The organism is Mucilaginibacter sp. P4_D1 (genome assembly GCF_056401935.1).
This window is the reverse complement of sequence record NZ_JBFUIJ010000020.1, coordinates 1-19,908: the sequence shown is the minus strand read 5'-3', so window position 1 is coordinate 19,908 and position 19,908 is coordinate 1. Positions and strand designations below refer to the sequence as shown.

The window sequence follows — 19,908 nt, the reverse complement described above, 5'->3', positions numbered from 1 at the left end:
TTTAGCTGTATGTAAAGTAAAACAGGCCGGCGTATGGCCCGCCTGTTTACTTGTTAATTAATTACCAGCCCGGATTTTGTTCCAGTTTATGGCCGCTGGCCTGGTAAAAGGCTACCTCTTTTGTTGGCAGGGGCTGCAGGTAATTTTTAGCCGGATCAAATTTGCGGTTGGTCTCAGCTATCAAAAATCCGTTGGCATCGGTTTTACTTTGGTAAGCGGGGTCGCTGTATAAAGGGTAATTTTGCCAGTCGGTTCCCTTTATTTTAATCCCTTTTACATCCTGCGCCAGTTCGGTTTCGGCAGTTTTCCATCGCCTGATATCGTCATACCTGAAACCTTCCAACGCCAGCTCAACCGTACGTTCCCGGCGGATCTCGGTACGCATATCTAATCCGTGTGCGGCAGCAAAGGCGGTTGTTAAATGCGGCATACCGGCGCGGTCCCTGATCAGGTTGATGGTATTATTCAGGTCGGCATCGCTGATACTCCCGTTTTTTTCAAATACGGCTTCCGCATAATTCAGCAACACTTCGGCATAACGGATCAGGTGCCTGTCGTAATCAAACATACTTTGGTCGCCATTTTGGCCTGAGTTGTTAGCAACCGGATCTTCGGACATGTACTTGTAAAGGATATAGCCGGTATTAAAGTTGCGCTGCGGCTTATCCGGGTAATTAGCCACTTTGGTAACCGGGAAAAACACGCGGTTGGTTAATGTGCCGGGAATGATCATGGTCATGGTCATACGTGGGTCGCGGTTCTGAAATTCGGAAGTTAAGGTAGCATATCCCTGGAAAACCGTACCGGCTCCGGTTATAGGCACACCGTTTTTGTCCAGGTACATATCAGCCAGCTTGCGGGTCGGGTTGTAACCGTTACCATCGTACTGGTAAGGCATATCGTGCCCCAATATATTACGGGCATACCTGCGATCCAGTATCGACTCCTGCGAATCATCGCCCGCTTCTATAAATAAATACCGGTAGCTTTGGGCACCGCTGCCGTTATACAAGGCATACTTGCCACTGGCCATAACGGCGTTTGCCGATGCTACCGCGATATCCAGGTATTTAGCAGCACCGGCATCGCCCCTTGATTTTTCCCAGGTGCCTTCAAATAAAGCTACCCTTGAGCTTAAGGCAAGCGCCGCACCTTTGGTGATCCTACCGATATCAGGCGTTGAAAGGTCGGATGTTACCGGCAGGTCCTTTTGGGCATCGTCCAGGTCTTTCAGGATCAGGTCTGCTGTTTCCTGGCGGGTTGATCGCGGCGTGAATAATGCCGGATCACCGGTAGTGAGCACTTTCGTAATTAAGGGCACCCCGCCATATATCCTAAACAACTTCCAATAATACCAGGCACGGAAAAATTTAGCTTCGGCTAAATAAATTTTCACCTCCGCATCGGTTGATGCGGCACCTTTTGCTAACATATTATTACAGTTCCTGATATAAACATAGCTGTTACCATCACCGTTCCATTGACCGGTAACATCAGCTAACTGTAAACTGCCGTTACTTACACTGTTTGGAAAGCTGAAGGCGATATCCGATTCCGTATCCTCAAAGCCAAACCTGTCCAAGCCGTTATAAAGCTGGTTGGCGGCTAACTTAAAATCGTGCGGTGTTTTGTAAAAGGTAGCATCGGTAATGGAATCCTGCGATACCAGGGCAAGTTGTTTTTTACATCCCGTCCAAACGAATACGGTGATGAATAAAAGCGTATACCTGGCATACAAAGCCAACGCATTACCGCGCGGCATCATTGCGCCGGATAAGTTATATATGGAATATTTTTTAAATTTCATGACCTTATAATTAAAATTTAACATTTAAACCCAGGGAGTAAACCTTGTTGAACGGATATGTCCCCTCGTTACGGTAACCGTCTTCCGGATCAAAGTTGCCGCCCAGCGTACCCTTTGATATCGTGAACAGGTCCTGCCCGCTAAAGTAGATTTTGGCAGATTTCATCAGGATTTTTGCGGCTGCGGATGCAGGCAGGTTGTAGGCCAGCGTGATGACCTTAAACCTTAAATACGACACGTTTTGTACGGTAAGGGTTGATGTATGGTAGTTGTAGCCCTTGATATCGTCAAAACCTACCGCGCCGGGAATGTACCGCGGGTATTTGGCATCAGTTCTTTCCGGAGTCCAGGTTTTGCCATAATAGTATTCCAGCGATGGCCAGTAAAACGTGTTGGGTGTTGATATAGCGCCTTCATATTGTACGTTACGTTTACCCACGCCCTGCAAAAATACGCTCAGGTCAAATTGCTGGTAACCCAGGTTAATGGTTGATGAATAGGTATATCGCGGTATAACGTTACCCAGGTACACCATATCGCCGGCCAGGCCCTTTGATTTATCGCCGAAGCTGGTTAATTTGCCATCGCCGTCTACATCCTTATACATGGCATCCCCGATGGCTATGCGGGTAGGCACGCCCTGCAGTTTTTTATAGTTATCCAGTTGTGCCTGGTTTTGGATAATACCATCGTACACATACCCAAAGTAGGAGTAAATCGGATAGCCCTGCCTGTTTTTATTTAAGCCTTCGCCATAACTATCTGTGTTTTTAAGCTCTACAAGTTTGTTCCTGCTATCGCTTAACTGCAAAGCAATGCTGTACCTGAAATCGCCAATCCTGTCCTTCCAGTTCAGGGTAGTTTCAAAACCTTTGGTAACCAGTTTACCCTGGTTCGATGATGGCGGGTTGCCACCATAAGTAGCAGGGACGGCTACGCTCACCAGCATATCGTTATTGGTTTTATTGTAGTAATCAAAAGCGAAGGTTAGCCTTGATTGCATTACCTGCAAATCGATCCCGATATTTTTGTTCTCGATGGTTTCCCAGGTCCTGTCTGTTGAGGCCGGGTTTGATACCGCGCCAGGTACACCGGCGTTTGGCGACCCGAGCGGATAATTACCGCCTATAGAAACCAGGGGAATATAATCATACAGGCCCAGGCCGCTTATTTCCTGGTTGCCCATTTTACCCCATGACGCACGAACTTTCAACTGATCAAAAATATGGAGGTCTTTCATAAACTGCTCTTCGGACAGGTTGTAAGCCAGGGCGGCAGAGGGGAACACGGCGCTCCAACGCTTGCTTGGGGCAAACTTCGAGCTGCCATCGGCGCGTGCGGTAATGTCAAGCACCAGCTTATTTTTGAAGGAATAGCTAAAACGGCCGAAGTAGGAGTTTAAGGCCTGGTTGTTTAACAAACCGGTAAAGTTGGCGTAGGCCACGCTGGTACGGTCGGCCAGGTTAAGGGTGAAAATATCATTGCTCGGAAAGTTATAGCCGGTCGTGGTTTGCCCTTCATTGCTGGTTTGTTCCAGCGATGTACCTACGGTAAGATCGATGTGATGATCGGCACCAAACTTTTGATCATAATCGGCATATACCTGGTAAAGCTTGTACAAAGTTTTTTGGTTGGTGTAGTAGGCCGAGTTTGGGGTATTGCGGATATCCTGTACGGCGCCCACATAGTTATACCGCGTAAAGGTGCGGCTGATGCCGTTATCGTTTAAATAATCAAGCTTTACTGCGGCCTGGCCTGTTAAGGTTAAACCGGCTATTACTTTGTAATCGGCTTTAAAGTTTGTATTAAACCGCGATAGGTTTACAGAACGACCGCCGGCTTCTTCCAATGACTGCGCAGGGTTTTCATATCCCTGGTAGCCATAAAACTGTCCCTGCGGGTTAAAAACCGGCTGGTACGGAAACTGGCGCGTTACGTTGGTTAAGGCATTGCCCAGCATGGTTGGCTCTTTGGTCACCGCGTTTTCAAAACTGGTGCGGGTTTGCAGGTTAAAGTTTTTAGCTACTTTAAAATCGTAGTTTAAGCGCAGGTTGTAGCGGTCGGCATGGTTATCGCCATACCTGATGGTTCCGTTATCGCGGTTATAGCCAAGCGATACCAGGTAGTTGTTGTTTTCACCCCCGCCCGATACCGATACATTGTGTACCTGCTGGGTTGCGTTTTTATAAATAGCTTTATTCCAGTCGGTATAACCATAAAACCCCGGATAGCTGGTGATGCCATAATTCCAGCCTTTGGTTAAATCCGGTGCCGCACCTGCTTTAATGTTATCAAATACCGATTGAGGAAAACCTGCTATGCCTACATTTTTTAAGCCCTCGTCCTGGAACTCTGCATAATGCAGTGTATTTTGAATTTTACGCAGGTAATCCGGTGTTTTCACGCCTACGTTCATATCATAGGCCACTTCTGGTGCACCCTTTTTGCCCTTTTTGGTGGTAACAATAATTACCCCGTCGGCAGCCCTTGCCCCGTAAATAGCGGCAGCAGCATCCTTTAAAACCGAGATCTCGGTAATATCATTCGGGTTAATCGTATTCAGGTCGCCGGGTATCCCGTCAACCAATACCAATGGCTGATTGCCATTAAGGGACGAATAACCGCGTACCTGCAGGTTATATTTACCATTGTTACCCGGCTGGCCGCTTGCACGGGTAATGGTCATACCCGGGATGGTACCCTGTAAAGCGTCAAAGCTGTTGTTAAGCGGGCGCTGCTCAAACACTTCGCTCCTCACGGTAGATATAGCACCGGTGATTGCCCCCTTGGCCCTTGTTCCGTATCCCACCACCACCACTTCGCTCAATTTAGTATCTACCTTAACCAGTTTTATCTCCAGGTTGCTTTGGCCATTTACAGGCACCTTTTGACTTTGATATCCAATATAAGATAGCGTTAGCACGGATGTTGCCGCGGGTACCGTTATAGAAAAAGCACCATTGTTATCGGTATTGGTACCTATCACCGTCCCTTCAACACCTATAGTTACGCCAGGTAAGGTTTCACCGGTTACGGAGTCCCGGATAACGCCGGAGACTTTCTGCGCCTGTACGATGGCTTGCGTTACCAATTCCGTCCCGGCCGGAGGTTGTTCTTTGGGGGTTAGCAGTATGACCTTGTTTACAATGCGGTAACCAAAAGGCTGTCCTTTAAAACACCTGTCGAGCACGGTTTTAAGATCGAGATTTTTGGCGCTCACCGTAATCGGCTTTGAACCTTCAACGGTGGAGTTATTGTAAAGAAAATCAAAATCGGTTTGTTGTTTTATCTGGGATATTACTGTTGATAGCGTGGCATTTTTTAAAGACAGGGTAACCTGCTGAGCCAGGGTTTTGGCCTGGATCTGCACTAAGGCGAAAAATAAAAAAATGCAGGTTAGCTTCATTTTTAATATCAGATTGGCAATTACGTAGGAATCCCTCCTGAAAAGTAATTCAGTAAATTTTTTATACATTTGAATGTTAGGTTATTGGGTTTATTGGATAGCTTCAATAATTAATTACCTGATTTCGGCTCATTGGCCGACCAGCCAGGGACGGTTCGAACGTTCCTGGTTTTGGTAATCGCTTTTTTGTTTGAGTTTGTGTTTTTTCTATATTTTCCTCCTCTTTTTAATGTCATCAAATTTTAATGGTACCGGTAACTGGCCGGATCAGTTGCCGACAACAATTTTTCGCTTGTTTACCGTGAAATGAACTTTACCCAGGCTTTGCAGGCTGTTCAGTATATCTGCAAGGTTTGATGAACGCGAAAACGTGCCCCCGAACCGCTCATTGTTATTTAAATTTTTGTATTCCACCTCAACATCATACCAGCGGCTGATAGATTTCATAATGCCGGTAATTTTTTGGTTATCAAACATAAAGAAGCCATTTTTCCAGGCAATAACTTCATCCATGTTAGCGGCGGCTATCGCGATTTGCCGGCTTCCTTTATTTAGCCTTGCTTGCTGGCCCGGTAATAACATACCCGATGCCCCGGACGACAAATCATTTATTTTCACGCTGCCTTCCAGCAGGGTGGTACTGATGCTGGCATCATCGGCATAGCTTTTAACATTAAAATGTGTACCCAACACCCTGATCTCCTGGTTTTCGGTAATTACTTTAAAAGGTAAAGCTTTGTTATGTGCTACCTCAAAGTACGCTTCGCCGGATATTTTAACCACCCTTTCCTTCCCTGTAAATTCGGATGGGAAGGTAATAGACGATGCCGCATTGAGCCATACTTTTGAGCCATCGGCCAAAATTAGCGGATAGGGCGACTGCTCGCCACGCGAAGTAGTAAGGGTATTGTATGCACTCTTTGTAGCATGATCCGCATTTTTTAGCGTGTAAGAAACACCTTTGCTTTGGCTGATCTGTACAGATATATTTCCTAAACGGGCTAATGTGCCGCTCAGGGAGGAGTTTAATACTATTTTTTTACCATTGGCCAGCGTGAGTGTGGCCTGGTGACGACCCGGCGTAATTACCACTGCCTGTTGCTGTTGATTAACAGGTTGAGACTGGTTGGGATGCCAGAAAAGTTTGACGGTGAATGCAAGCGCAACAATAATTGCCGCCGCTGCCGAAAGACGGTACACCAGTGTCCTGATATTAAACTTGGGCCGGTTCATCTGCGCCCTTACCAACCGATGGACCACGGCTAAGCGCTCGGCTTCCTGTGCTGTAGCTGCGGAATCAACGAAATTTGACTGCAGCTCGAGGTTAATCAGCCGTTTTAACTCACCTTCATCGGCAGTTTCAAAATATTGAAAAAGCAGTTTAAGTTCCTGGTCGGTGCAAAGATTGTCAAGAAATTTCTGGTATAAAAGCAGGTACTGGTCTTTCACTGTAATCGGTATTTTCTGCTAATACGCTTGAAAAGTACCGGCCATCTATCCCGGCAGAAAAAAATTAAATATTTTTTTCAATAAAGTGAATTACAGCCGGCAATATTAAGGTAAAAGACATGTTATGGGTTTTAAACATAAACAGTTTTACGTTTTTGGTGGCTTTTACAATGTGCCCGTTTATGGTTGATGTAGAGATACCCAGCAGTTCGCTTACTTCGCCATAGCTTTTGCCTTCCTGCTTACAAAGCCTGAAAACCATTTTTTGCTGTTCAGGCAATTGCTCAATGGCCAGTTCCAGCAGTTCGCTGGTTTCTTTAAATAATATAGTCTCCTCTGCACCGGCAGCAAGTTCGCTCGTAATGTATTTTACTTCTGCCTGTAGCTTTTCTTCACGGGCCATATTTCTGTAAAAATCATATACCAGGTTTTGGGCAATCTGGTACAAATAAGCTTTCAACCCTTTTTCGGGATCAATTAAACCGCGTTTATCCCATACCTTAATAAATACCGTTTGTAAAATTTCCTCCGCCACAAACTCCACCTTGGTCATTTTCAATAACTTACGGTAAATAGGCAAACTGTAAATGTTATAAAAGTAATCAAACGCTTTTTCGTCGCCATCCTTCAGCTTCATCAGCTGCGTTTTTTCATGATCGGAATGTATTACTTGCAGGGTCATTTATAATTGGTGCACAGTGGCTAAAGTCATGAAGGGAAACCTACGCTATACTGTCCCTGGATAACTTATTAACTAACCAAAGTAGGTAAATAATTATTGGGCACTGTCCTTTACTGTCTGATACGAAATTAGCCAGTCTATTAATCAGCTACATCTTAAAATAACACCGGGTTATGACTAATTAAAAACCAATTGGATGACGTGAGGTTTGAAACAATCATTTTTTAAATTAGCGTGGTACGCTATATAAAAATAAGATTTAGATTTGGGATAATTGAAATAGAAAATTTACTTGAGCCCTTATACATTTCATATCAATCTTTATGACCTCGCCTCCATTGGAGCGATATTTATCGGGTTGAATTTTTCGCTGTTACTATGGTTCAGCAAAGGAGTTAACCGGTCCGCTAACCGCTTTCTCGGCCTGGCTTTGATAACCATAGTTTTGTGGATGGTAAGGATGTTGTGTTTAGATATCCGGCTTGATAATTATTTTCCACACTTTAACTGGCTTCCGCTGCAATTTTCTCTTGCTCTTGGCCCTTTCATATACTTTTATGTGCTCAAAGTCACCAGGCGGAACTATGATTTCAGGTGGAAGGATGTACTGCATTTCTGCCCCATATTGCCAGAACAACTTATATTGATATGGGAGATAAAGGAAAGCATAAGGACAGGTAAGCCCACTTATGATACCTTAAGCTATCAGCAAATGAATCCGGTATTGCAACTGGCAGCATTTATTTCAGTGATCATTTATTTGTACCTGTCTTTCAGGCTGATCGAAAGTTACTACCAGGGATTGAGGTTCAATGACCTGGGCGACCGGAACAGGTTGGGCTTGCGTTGGCTTCATCGCTCATTGAAAGTTTTCGGGGGGTTATGGTTTTTATGGATACCTTTTACAGCCATCAATTACTATGATTACCATAACGCGTCTGGGATATACGCCTATTATCCGCTATACCTGCTTGTCACCGTTGCGATGATCCGGATAGCGGCTACCGCTTTTTTAAAACCGGAAAGCACGGCTCCTGTTGAGTTAACCTTGTTGCCAAAGCCAATAGCGTCTGCAGCGCTAAAAGAAAAAGGAAGATGGCTGAGAAAAGCGATGGAAAATGGCCGGTTTTACCAGGAACCGGACCTGAGCCTGGGCACACTGGCTGAAAAGCTGAACATACATCCCCACGAATTATCCAGGATTATCAATGGTACCTTCGGGAAAAACTTCAATGACTTTGTTAATGAATACCGGATCCTGGAAGTGACGCAAAAAATGCAGGATCCTGGTTTTGACCGGTTAACGGTACTGGGTATAGCTTTTGATTCCGGTTTTAACGCTAAATCTACCTTTAACCGCACTTTCCGTGAAATTACCGGAAAAAGCCCCGCAGCATATAAAAGCGATCTAAAAAAAGGTGGCCCAACTTATCATTTGAGACCATATTCCCGTTCCTCCGCGATAATTTCGTACCAGGAAGCCACTGCAAGCTGGCCCACTGACAAATTAAACCGGAATTATATGTTTAAGAATAATTTAAAAATAGCCTGGCGCAACATTGTCGCCAATAAACTTTTCACCTCGCTTAACATTGCAGGGCTGGCCATTGGTATGTGTGTTTGCATTACCTTATTTGCCTGCATTTCGTATGAACTGAGTTTTGACCGGATGTATAAAAACTCAAAAAACATCTATCGTGTGAATATGCAAACTACTGCGCAATTCAATGACCAGGTTTGGTCCGAGTTACCCAATGCGGTAGGGCCTGCAGTTTTACAGCGTATCCCACAGGTAATGGCTATGACGAGGCTGATCAAACATGACTTTGGTGCAAGCGTGTCGTTGAAAACAGAGGAAAAAAATTTCACTGAAAAGAGATTGTATATGGCCGATTCATCCGTTTTTAAAATGTTTGATATCAGCTTTACAGAAGGCAATGCCCGCTCGGCTTTTACGCAGCCTAAATCCATCGTTCTTTCTCAATCGGCAAAAGAAAGGCTGTATGGCAAAGCACCGGCTTTCGGGAAGATCATTTTTGTAAACAACCACGATACCCTGCACGTTTCGGGTGTTTATAAAGATCTGCCTGCAAACAGTACTATTGATTGCGACATGATCTATAATATTATGGATTCCTGGATGGGCAAAAATGTTTACTGGAGTAATGCAAGCTATGAAACTTATTGCCAGCTACAACCCGGTGCCAATATGGACCAGATACAAAAGCAAGCCACGGCGCTTATTGATGAGCATGTAAAAAAGGAGGATAAGTACTTTACCAGCTTCGTGTTTCAGCCCTTAACCGCTATTCACCTCTATTCCGCTGCTATAAGAGAAGGTTATTCTACCAAAATGGGGAATATTGGCACTGTAAAAGCATTATTATTCTTATCACTGCTTGTATTAGCTATTGCATGTATTAATTACATGAACCTTGCTACTGCGCGTTCGCAAAAACGGTCGAAAGGGGTAGGTGTAAACAAGGTATTAGGTGCAAATAAGAGCCAGTTACTTGTTCTTTTTTATACCGAAACGGCCGTGCTATCCTTTATGGCAATCATTATCGGTTATGCGCTTGCTTTTATTGTGCAACCACTTTTTCAAAATATTACCGGTATTTTTTTAGGCCCGTCAGCGTTGTATACCATGCCTATTTTAGCAGGCTTGTTGCTGACCTGGTTTTTGGTAACGATTATGGCCGGCAGTTATCCGGCCTTTTCCATGTCGCGTGTTTCTCCGCTTGTTTTAATGAACAAGCTTAAGTTAAAACATTCAGTCGCCGATCTTATCCGCCGATCGTTGGTAGTTTTCCAGTTCGCGTCTTCCATAATCCTGATCATTGCTGTAATTGTAATTCTTCAACAGGTAGATTACATCAGGAATAAAGACCTGGGCTATAATCCAAATGGAGTTGTTGCCATATCCATTAAAGCTGCTCAAAATAAGCAGCAGCTCGCTGCTTTAGTAAACGATTTAAGAAGCATGAACCAGGTGGAGAGTGTTTCGGCTGTTCAATCCATTCCCGGAGATCGTGAAAGCGGCAGAAGTGTTAGAAAATTGTCAACAGACAAAGAAGGTTACCCTGTAAAAACCTGTCATACCGATGGCTCTATTGTGAAAACAATGCAGTTAAAACTCCTGGCAGGAAGTTCATTGCCGCAAACCCTTGCTCACGGAGATACCAATTGTTATGTATTAATCAATGAGGCCGTAATGAAATATCTTGGGTTTAAAACACCCCAGGAGGCCGTTGGTCAATATATCAACACCGAAATGCTTAACAGATCCATCGTTATGGGGGTAGTTAAAGATTTCAATTATCAGTCGCTCAAAAATGAAGTTGGCGGCTATGTTTATTACACCATGAATAAAGCGCCTGAATCGCTAAGCACCTTATTGGTAAGGTATCATACAGGGGATTTGTCGCGGCTTATACAGCAAGTACAGGGTAAATTTAAAACCGACCTGCCCAATTCCAGTTTCGACTATGAGTTTTTGGATACGCATATTCAAAACCTGTATACAGCTGAACAGCATACAGCCGGTATCGCAACCGTATTTTCGCTGTTGGCTATTTTTGTTGCATGCCTGGGGCTGTTTGGATTAGCCGCATTTATTGCAGAACAACGAACAAAAGAAATAGGTATCCGTAAAGTGCTTGGTGCAAGTGTGCCGGGTATCACCAAATTATTGACAGGCGACTTTTTGAAGCTGGTCATGATAGCTATCTTGATCGCATCGCCCGTTGCATGGTATATGATGAATAAATGGTTAATGGCATTTAGCTACAGAATAAATATCAACGCATGGGCTTTTGTCATTTCAGGCCTCACAGCGCTTATAATTGCATTGCTTACTATTAGCGCTCATGCTATAAAAGCTGCTTTGGCCAACCCGGTAAAGAGTTTAAGAAGTGAATAAACCTGCCTTCACCTTCTTAAAAACCGGTTAAAGCAGCCTGGTTAAAATGATGCCCCGTCACACTACTACCTTCGATATCACTCCGGTGATCATCGGCATCGAATAAGATGCGGCCGATAGCGGCCTCCTGGAGTACATCTCAGAGGCGATGGCCGCCGCCTTTGTCGGGCACCCATTTTCTTCGCTTATTTTGGCCGTTTTTGGCTTTTCTTCGGACAGTTTGCTGCTCAGGAGAACAAATTGGAGAAAAAAATGTAAAGACAATGGAATAACGCTGAAAATACTAGCACAACTTTATGGTCTTTAAATTTGACAGGCAGGGTACCATTTCATTTACAATCCGGAAGCGATGCGCGGCAGCAGGCAACAAAAGAGGCGATCAATAGTAAGCTCCGCGGGGACATGATCGGCTGGGAGGGCTTCCGCCCTCCCCTGCCGGGTTCGAACAGCGACCTGGGGCTTGGCGCGGTGGCGGAGGCTTTCCCGGGCGGTTTTTTTCCGGCCGGGGCCATCCATGCGTTTATCAGCAGCGGGCCGGAGGCGGCCGCGGCCTGTGGCGGGTTTATCGCGGGGCTGGTGCAGAAACTATTGGGCCGTGGCGGTGCCTGTCTTTGGGTCAGTTATACGCGGCGCATTTATCCGCCGGCTTTAAAGCTGTTTGGGGTTGATCCGGACCGCGTTATTTTCGTGGACGTGTGGCTGCGGTGATCTGCGAAACCAGGGACCTGGGTTTTGCCGACTCGCAACGGCTGGCTTTGGCGGTAGAGAAAAGCGGGGTAACGGGTTTTGCCCTGCGGAAGATCTCAAAAAAGCGAATACAACAGCCTGTGTGACGCGCTGGCAGGTGGAATTGCTCATTACGAAGCAGGTTAGTGAAAAGCTAAATACCTGAAATTATTTAGCATATTTTTTTAACTTTAAAGTATGGCTAATACTTTTAAACAGTTGAAATATGTATTTCCTTTTGTGCTCCTCCTGGCTGTCCAACGAATAAAGGCTCAGGACATTAAAATATCCGATATTCAAAATGTGGACAGCGTTAATACCCAGGATATGTATCGCATGATGAATCTGTTGGGAATGGATATCCGAAAATATGCCATATCATCAAAATTCAAAGACTATTATTGTAACCTGATTGTAGAGGAATATCAAAAAGGCAAGCTGGTAAGCACATTCAACAGCCGGAATGAAATTGGCAAAATTAACGAATGGGTAATCAAAGTAGGCAACAATCTGGAGAAGAGCCAATTTCCAATCGCATTTTACACGCAGGAATACCAGGATACGCTTGTAAAGGTTAATACGCATGTTGGTGAACTGGAGTACAATAAAAAACTCGTCAAACAAAAAGGGCTTAGTTATACATGGAAGCAGGTCTATGATATCAAAGATTACACCCATAAAATTGTTCCTTTCGAAAAATACCCGCTGATCGCTTATACTTCTGCGGTAAACCAGGCGCATGCTAAAACTAAAGGCGCTTCAGAGTTCTGCCTGATAAACGGGGAACTTATTCAGGTAGAACGCTGGTATCAGGTCCTGGGTATCCAACATTTTTATATCTATTATCTTTCCTTTGAAAAGTGAACAGTAACTAATCCCGTTAATAGGTAAGCTTTCGCCCGCAGGTAAGTATAGGGTACGCCGAATTGTCCTCAGCCGATAAAAAGCCCGGTAAACTTATCCATTCAAATTTGCCAGTGTTAAAACCCTTAACTGATAGTATGACTCCCAAAAGGTCCGAAGCGCGGTGACATAGGCCCGTTTAGCCAGGTCTTTTTCCGAAAGCGAAATATTCAAATCTGTTACGGTGATTTTGCCGAACCGGAATTGCTCGTTATTCAGTTCATATCTTTCCTGCGCAATCTCAATCTACTACCGAAAAGCCGGCATTATGGCCGCGTAAACAATAAATGTTCGTAATAGAAGCCGGTTATACCACTTCCATTGAGGAGCGGCGAAGTCATTAGCAGATCCCACTAGCCCAGTCTCAATCAACCCGACCGGGCAACCATGTTTGGCGGCGGGGGACAAGGTTATATCGATTATCCGTTTTTGGATGTTTAAAAAAATTAATTGCACTGATATAATTCTATTCGACATGTATGAAAATAAAATAGCGGTAGTCATATTAAGTAGTTTGGCCCAATGGCAAAAGTTAAATGTAACTGCTTTCCTGGCAGGTTCGGTAGCTATAGCTCATGCCGAAACGCATGGCAGACCCCTGGTTACTGCCTCAGGTAAAACGTATTTACCTTTTTTAAAACATCCGATATTAATTTATGGGGCTGGAACGGATGAGCAGCTCAAAAGGGCATTTAACAGGGCGACGGAAAGACGTCTCCATATAGGTATTTACACCAAAGGTCTGTTTGCCACGAAAAACGAGGATGAAAATTTGATAGAAGTCGCTAGCCACAAAGATGATGAATTGGATTTGGCCGGGATTATTATCTACGGAGAAAATAAACAGGTTGGCAAAGCGGTTGACAAGCTCAAAAATTTCATGCTTAAGCAACAGCAAATAGGCGCGCCAGGTACCGATGGTATGCCTGTAAAATCCTATATTTAGCTTATGAAACAAAGCAGTGGTACATTCCTTGGCCAGGTGCGGTCGGTAAAGATGGTCGATGGCTGCGGCGTGATGCCGACCCTTTATTCAGCAGACAAGGAACTGGAGGAATGGCACAGCCATGAACAGGCCAGTATCAGCCTGCTGGTCAGAGGCGGGCACGACGAATATCTTTACGGTAAATATCACAAGCGGCAACCCGGTGATCTGAAATTCATTCCCGCCGGAGAGGTGCATCGTTGTGACCGCTACCAGCCGGGAACACTGAAGATCAATCTTTCGTTCCGGCCTGGTTTATTGACGGGAATTACGGAAGACCGGCTGGAGAACCTGCTCAGCACCAAACCTGATGCCAAATTCCTGCTGCTTCAGCTTTACCATGCTCTGGAGGAGCAGGCGGTTTATACGCAGGCTTCGGCACAGCTGCTGCTGACTGCTTTGCTGCACCCGGAGGGTAAAAGAGCAGGCAGTACACCTGCCTGGGTAATGAAACTGACTGAATTATTGCAGGATGAATGGTCTACCGGCCACGAGCTCGGGGAACTGTCCCAAAAGTTAGGAGTACACCCGGTGACGATCTCCCGTTACTTCCCGGTCTATTTTTCCTCCACTTTGGGTGAATACATGCGTAAACTGAAGATCGAGCGGGCATTGCCGCTGCTCGGCGATGAAAAGCTGTCGCTGACCGACATCGCTTATCAATGCGGCTTTGCGGACCATGCCCATTTTACCCGCACCTTCAAAGCGGTCACCGGTTACCTGCCCAAACAATTTCGAAAAATTTAAGCGGGTTAATCCTGTTCTATTTTAAGTGAGCCTTTCACTTTACCTTGCGGGCTAATTTACAACCGATGTTACGGATACGTTTTTATTTGCTGGCTTTGCTGATTGGCGTATATGGTGCGCCGGCCGCAGCACAGTCATTTGATCCCTTTGACGGGCAGGCAGCTGCATTCCGGGCGCGACCGGAGCGCTATTTCAGCAGCCCGGCCAAAGAGCTGGAAGCGCGGGGGCGCTTACTGGATAGCACAGCTATTTTCACCAAGAGTGGACCCTGGACGCCTGTCCTGTTGGACGATAAACTGGCGCTTTACGAAAAGCTGCTGGTTTCCCTCAACAGGCACTACGATTATTTTCAGCTGCTGGCCTACCGGGACAAACGGGATACATTGGCAAGGAACGCCAAAGATCAGCTGGACCAGCTGACCGACAGCCTGGACAGGTATACGGCGGGGCAAGTGCGCAGGCCGCTCCTTTCGGCACAGGCCGGGGATAAGGCCTACCGCTATCAATATTTACTGCAAAAATCGCGTTCGGACGCACTGCATGAGCTGGACCCTGTCCCGGCGGCTATCGCTGCCAGGCTCAGCGATCCACTGATCCAAAGGCTGACGGACAGGTATGATAACCTGATGGATGATATCCGGGCGCCCGACCTGCTGCTGCCCGACGGGAAAACACTCAATCCGGTCACGGGTCGTAATAAGATCTTACAATACCCGGATGCGGCGGTTCGTGCCCGCGGCACGAAGACTTATTATCATGCCTATAGCGCCCATGCGGAGCTGCTGGCGGGTACGCTGATCGAAATCACTGCGGCAAAAAACGCGCTGGCGCAGTTAAGGGGCTTTAAAAGCGCCCCGGAGGCCACCTATGCCCGCCGCCTGCAACTGCCGGAAGACAGCGTCAGGGTCATGCTCAGGCAAATGACGAGCCTCGCGGAAGTGCTGCAAAACTACCAGCGGGTGCAGGCCGCGCAGGTTAAATTGACTACCGGGCTGGATACCGTTCATAGCTGGGATATGAGCCTACCTTCGGGCTACAGCTTTCAACCACTACCCTTCGGACAGGTGAAAGCGTTAACGCTCCGGGCATTCCGGCCTTTAGGCAAGCCCTACCAGCATTTATTTGGCTGGCTGCTGGACCCGGCAAACGGGGCGCTGGATATCGCTGCCGGTCCGGACAGGGTCAATGAAAATACGTCAGTAGGCTACCCCGGTGTCCCGGTCTCTTTATATATGAAAAGTTATGGCGGGAGCCTTGGCGAAGTTTTAAGGCTTTCCCATGAGGGTGGCCACGCCATTCACATGCAACTGATGAGTGAGGCCGGTATCATTCCTTCCTACGCTGCCGGGCCGGGTTTCCTTTTTGAAGCCTATGCCATGCTCAACGAGTTATTGTTACTGGATGAATTGCAGCAACAGGCCACCACTGCCCAAGCCAAAGCATTTTATACCAAAGCTTTCCTGGATAAGCTTTCCCTGGAAATATTTACCGCTGCTGAAGAGGGCAGTTTCGAGCAGGGCCTTTATGACGGCGTGGCTGCCGGGCGCATACATGACCGCAGGGATGTGGACAGTTTGTATGCGGGTATCATGGGGCACTATGACCAGTTTTTCCCGTCAGAACCTGAACGTAAAAGCGAGTGGATCAATAAACGCCTGGTATTTGACGATCCTTTGTACAATGTCAATTACCTGTATGCGATGTTGCTGACCTGCCGCCTTTATGAGCATGCGCACCGTGATCCCGCTGACTTCGGGCGGCGTTATGCGGCCTTACTGCGGAACGGTTTTGATGCGCCCGCAGACGAACTGATCCGGAAGTTTATGGGTTTTGGGCTGGATAACCAGGCCCTCCTCAGGAGCGCGCTGGAGCTGATGGAACGACGCACCAAAGAACTGGCCATGTTATACCAAAAACTTAATCAGGAAAAAGATTAAGGACTTATTAAATGCTGCAACATTTGATACATCCTTATCGTGTTTTCGCTATATATGATGAAAAAAATAATTAGCCTCTGCTTTATCCTGTTTCAGAGCGGTGTTGTTTTTAGCCAGCAATTATCGAAAGCCGATTACCTGGCGGACCTGCAATACTTAAAAGACACCCTGCCCAAAAGGCATATCAACCTCTTTGCGAAGATCAGCAAAGCGGACTTTGAGCAGACCATCGCTGCCATGGCATCGCGGCTGACAAATCCTGATATGGAAACCTTTACCGTTGAGCTTTTTAAACTGCCGGTCGCCATTGGCGACGAGCACACCCATATCGAACCCGTTTTCACCAAAGTGGCCCCTATTCGTTTTGACAAGTTCTCCGAAGGGATCTTCGTTACCGCTGGGGATTCGGCTAATGCGGATATACTACTGTATAGGCTGGACGGGATCAACGGGCACCCGATTGGGGAGGTCATCAGCCGTTTTAAAACGATCATCCAAAGCGGGAACCCTTCTTTTTTTGATGCGCGCTTCCTGCACCTGGTCAATAACCCGGTCCTGTTGAAAGGCTTGCAGTTAACCGGCAGCACGGATGAAACCGCATTTGATCTGACTGCGCCAAATGGTAAAACGATCAGGCGCGTTATTAAATCTGTTGCCGGTGCAGATGCAGGAGGCCTGCGGCTGGTGACAGCGAATAAAAAGCTGCTTTCGCAACAGGGAAAGGGGAATTACTGGGATAGCTATGATGCCCGGACGGGCACATTATATTTTAATTTAAACAACTGCCGGGAAGAGGATGCGCATCCGTTCGCGGCTTTTAACGATGCGCTCTTTGCATTGATCGGTCAGGAAAAACCAAAACGCCTGGTGATCGACCTGCGCGATAACAGCGGTGGTAATTCGGGTGTCCTGACGCCGTTTATCGACAGTATCAAAAACAGTTATCTCAATAGTAAAGGAAAGCTGTTTGTCCTGATCGGCAAGCAGACTTTTTCTTCGGCTTTGATGAACGCGGTCGAATTTAAACGGAACACCAATGCGATCTTATTGGGGGAAGCGACCAGCGGTACGGTTAACCATTATGGGGAGGTCAGGGGCTTCAGGCTGCCACATACTAAAATTGTGATCGGTTATTCCACCCATTATTGGGAAAACTGGAAAGGGCAAGACGGGCCGCTGATGCCGGATGAAAATATTAATTACTCAGTAAAAAACTATGCAAAAGGCATAGACGAGGCCATGGTGTATGCAAACAAAACACGTTAGGTGGTAGTGTTTATTTAAAAATTAGGGTAACCATTCCCGAAGACGCGTGTCTTTACGATTAAATGTATCATCGATCCTTACTTTTCTACTATATGAATCCTAAAAAGAGCTTTTTTTTACTCAATTGTTTAATGCTGATCACTTGCAGCCTTTTTGCCCAGACGACTGTACAGCAAAAGCGCCTCGACTCCATTATGCAGCTGGCATTTGCCCATGGTATATTTAACGGGAACGTACTTGTCGCGCAGAAAGGCAAGGTCATTTACGAACAGTCACTTGGATATGCAGATGGAAGCAAAACCAAGCCGTTAACATCCGCTTATAAATTCGATATCGGCTCGGTCAGTAAAGAGTTTAACGGTGCGGCGATCTTGTTATTAAAACAGCGCGGGCAGCTCAGCCTGGATGACCCGATCAGCAAGTTCCTGCCGGAACTGCCTGAATGGGCCGCGAAGATTAAAGTCCGCCACCTGATCACCTATACCAGCGGCATCCCGACATTTGCCGCGACACCTTTTGAAGGGGATAGCCTGATCTTGTCTAATCTAAAACAAGTGAAGGCACTGAGTTTTGAACCCGGCACCGCGTACATTTATAACCACTACAATGTTTACCTGCAAATGCGGATCATTGAAAAAGTGAGCGGTCATTCTTACGCAGACTTCCTGAGCAAAAATATTTTCAAACCCTGCGGGATGAAAGACGCGGCAATTGACCTGCCGGTCAGCAGCCCTGTCATGGCCAAAGCATTTGACCAGGATTTTCACAACTCTCCCTATTTTCAGGGGATGAGCGGCTGGGTAAGGCTGACCGTAAAAGATCTGTATAAATGGTCGGAATGTTTGCACGGGTACAAGATCCTGGATAAAGCTTCTTTCGCCGAACTGGCAGTGAATTTTCCGAATGGGGAAAGCAGCGTTGGCACCGTCGGCTTTTCGGGCGATACGCTCAGCTGGCACCGCCACCAGGGCTCGAACAGTAATTATGAAGCCTTGCTTTACAGTGATCTGAAGAACGGCTTGACGGTTGTCATGATGACCAATAACCAGCAGATGAAAGTAGACGGCATCAAGAACGCCCTGTTTGCTGCACTGTCCGGTAAACCGGTAACGGTGCCTAAAAAATCCTTCTACCTGGAAATCCGGGAAAAAACGCTGGCGGATGTCGGCCAGGGACTGGCTTATTACCGCGACTTAAAAGCGAACCACCAGGATAGCTACGACTTTAGTTTTGAGATAGGCGACCTGATCAGCACGGGCAAATACCTGCTCCGCCGCAATAAATTTGACGATGCCATTGAAGTGTTTCAAACGGCGGTCGCGCTGAAAGCTAAACCGGCAGATATCGCCTATGGTTACGAGTTAATCGGTGAAGCCTATCTCAAAAAAGGGGATAAAGCCAAGGCAAAAACCAATTATCAACAGGCGCTGACCTTAGATCCGAATAATAAGAACGCTGCCGGGATGCTACAGCAGATCGGCAAGCATTGAGTTTGGAACTTGGTCTCCGACGACGGGCAAAAAATGCCGAGCTGGGATTTTCTTTGATATTGTACCATGAACCTAAAACAATTGCTGCTATTTTCCGTGGTTTTATTCAAAGGCGGCTTCGTTTGCGCGCAAACGATAAATACGGCCAAGCTGGATAGTTTTTTTAACGTGCTGGCCCGAATAAATCAAACCAGTGGCAGTTTTGCTGTCGCCCAAAAAGGCAAGTTGGTGATCGCCGAAAAAACGTAAAAACACATTTTATCCTGAAAACGGAAGAGGAGATCCGCCGGCGCAATATAGCGGCAAAGTTATTCTAAGCCACTAATTTGCCTGAAAAGGCAGGGCTGACGCATTAGAAATTTTTATTAGCGATAAGCGTTAACAGAAATTTATGGTTCCAACCAGCCATTTTTCGTTTGGCCTTCAGGCTGGCCTTGCTGGTTTTATCAGCTTTCAGAATATTTAAGGCTATTTTTCTGACGACTGCCAGGTTTTGAGCGGCCTGCCTGTTGCGTGTGGTATTGTAGTCTTCGCCAAAACCAACATCCAGTTGCCAGTGCAACTGATTTTCTATCCCCCAATGTGCGC

At 46.3% G+C, this 19,908-nt stretch carries 15 protein-coding genes; 10 read left to right on the top strand and 5 right to left on the bottom strand.

The window, feature by feature from the left end:
• Positions 1–61 precede the first annotated feature (61 nt).
• The 4 genes from AC1DV1_RS17680 to AC1DV1_RS17665 all read right to left on the bottom strand — a co-directional run bounded on the left by AC1DV1_RS17680 (position 62) and on the right by AC1DV1_RS17665 (position 7,344).
• Positions 62–1,807, bottom strand: a complete 1,746-nt coding sequence (locus AC1DV1_RS17680; protein WP_477361566.1) for a RagB/SusD family nutrient uptake outer membrane protein — start codon at positions 1,805–1,807, stop codon at positions 62–64.
• A gap of 10 nt (positions 1,808–1,817) precedes the next feature.
• Positions 1,818–5,282 carry a TonB-dependent receptor gene (locus AC1DV1_RS17675; RefSeq protein ID WP_477361564.1) on the bottom strand — a complete coding sequence of 1,155 codons (3,465 nt, stop codon included), beginning with the start codon at positions 5,280–5,282 and terminating at the stop codon, positions 1,818–1,820.
• A gap of 198 nt (positions 5,283–5,480) precedes the next feature.
• A complete protein-coding gene (locus tag AC1DV1_RS17670) occupies positions 5,481–6,662 on the bottom strand; it encodes a FecR family protein (protein ID WP_477361562.1) in 1,182 nt (393 codons plus the stop codon).
• A gap of 64 nt (positions 6,663–6,726) precedes the next feature.
• Positions 6,727–7,344: an RNA polymerase sigma factor gene (locus tag AC1DV1_RS17665; protein WP_477361560.1), complete on the bottom strand. Its 618-nt coding sequence runs from the start codon at positions 7,342–7,344 to the stop codon at positions 6,727–6,729.
• 292 nt (positions 7,345–7,636) lie between these two features.
• Here AC1DV1_RS17665 and AC1DV1_RS17660 point away from each other — a divergent pair, with 292 nt between their 5' ends.
• The 10 genes from AC1DV1_RS17660 to AC1DV1_RS17615 all read left to right on the top strand — a co-directional run bounded on the left by AC1DV1_RS17660 (position 7,637) and on the right by AC1DV1_RS17615 (position 19,569).
• Complete coding sequence (locus tag AC1DV1_RS17660) at positions 7,637–11,266, top strand: ABC transporter permease (RefSeq protein WP_477361558.1); 3,630 nt, start codon at positions 7,637–7,639, stop codon at positions 11,264–11,266.
• A 309-nt stretch (positions 11,267–11,575) separates the two neighbouring features.
• Positions 11,576–11,974: a hypothetical protein gene (locus tag AC1DV1_RS17655; protein WP_477361556.1), complete on the top strand. Its 399-nt coding sequence runs from the start codon at positions 11,576–11,578 to the stop codon at positions 11,972–11,974.
• Positions 11,962–12,099, top strand: coding sequence for a hypothetical protein (locus AC1DV1_RS17650; RefSeq protein ID WP_477361553.1), 138 nt, complete (start codon positions 11,962–11,964; stop codon positions 12,097–12,099). The genes AC1DV1_RS17655 and AC1DV1_RS17650 overlap by 13 nt, the downstream gene beginning before the upstream one ends.
• Before the next feature lie 91 nt (positions 12,100–12,190).
• The gene (locus AC1DV1_RS17645) at positions 12,191–12,856 is read left to right on the top strand and encodes a hypothetical protein (protein ID WP_477361551.1); all 666 of its coding nucleotides are present in this window, start codon (positions 12,191–12,193) and stop codon (positions 12,854–12,856) included.
• 514 nt (positions 12,857–13,370) lie between these two features.
• Positions 13,371–13,841 carry a DUF2000 family protein gene (locus AC1DV1_RS17640; protein WP_477361549.1) on the top strand — a complete coding sequence of 157 codons (471 nt, stop codon included), beginning with the start codon at positions 13,371–13,373 and terminating at the stop codon, positions 13,839–13,841.
• A 3-nt stretch (positions 13,842–13,844) separates the two neighbouring features.
• Positions 13,845–14,627, top strand: coding sequence for a helix-turn-helix domain-containing protein (locus tag AC1DV1_RS17635; RefSeq protein WP_477361547.1), 783 nt, complete (start codon positions 13,845–13,847; stop codon positions 14,625–14,627).
• A 65-nt stretch (positions 14,628–14,692) separates the two neighbouring features.
• The gene (locus tag AC1DV1_RS17630) at positions 14,693–16,564 is read left to right on the top strand and encodes a M3 family metallopeptidase (protein ID WP_477361545.1); all 1,872 of its coding nucleotides are present in this window, start codon (positions 14,693–14,695) and stop codon (positions 16,562–16,564) included.
• A 54-nt stretch (positions 16,565–16,618) separates the two neighbouring features.
• Entirely contained in the window at positions 16,619–17,830 is a 1,212-nt protein-coding gene (locus tag AC1DV1_RS17625; RefSeq protein ID WP_477361543.1) for a hypothetical protein, read from the top strand.
• Between the two features lie 92 nt (positions 17,831–17,922).
• Positions 17,923–19,320 carry a serine hydrolase gene (locus tag AC1DV1_RS17620; protein ID WP_477361541.1) on the top strand — a complete coding sequence of 466 codons (1,398 nt, stop codon included), beginning with the start codon at positions 17,923–17,925 and terminating at the stop codon, positions 19,318–19,320.
• Between the two features lie 66 nt (positions 19,321–19,386).
• A complete protein-coding gene (locus AC1DV1_RS17615) occupies positions 19,387–19,569 on the top strand; it encodes a hypothetical protein (RefSeq protein WP_477361539.1) in 183 nt (60 codons plus the stop codon).
• 103 nt (positions 19,570–19,672) lie between these two features.
• On the opposite strand, the gene AC1DV1_RS17610 is transcribed toward AC1DV1_RS17615, so the two are convergent.
• Positions 19,673–19,908, bottom strand: a 236-nt coding sequence (locus tag AC1DV1_RS17610) for a transposase (protein WP_477361537.1), incomplete at its 5' end; no start/stop codon positions are given.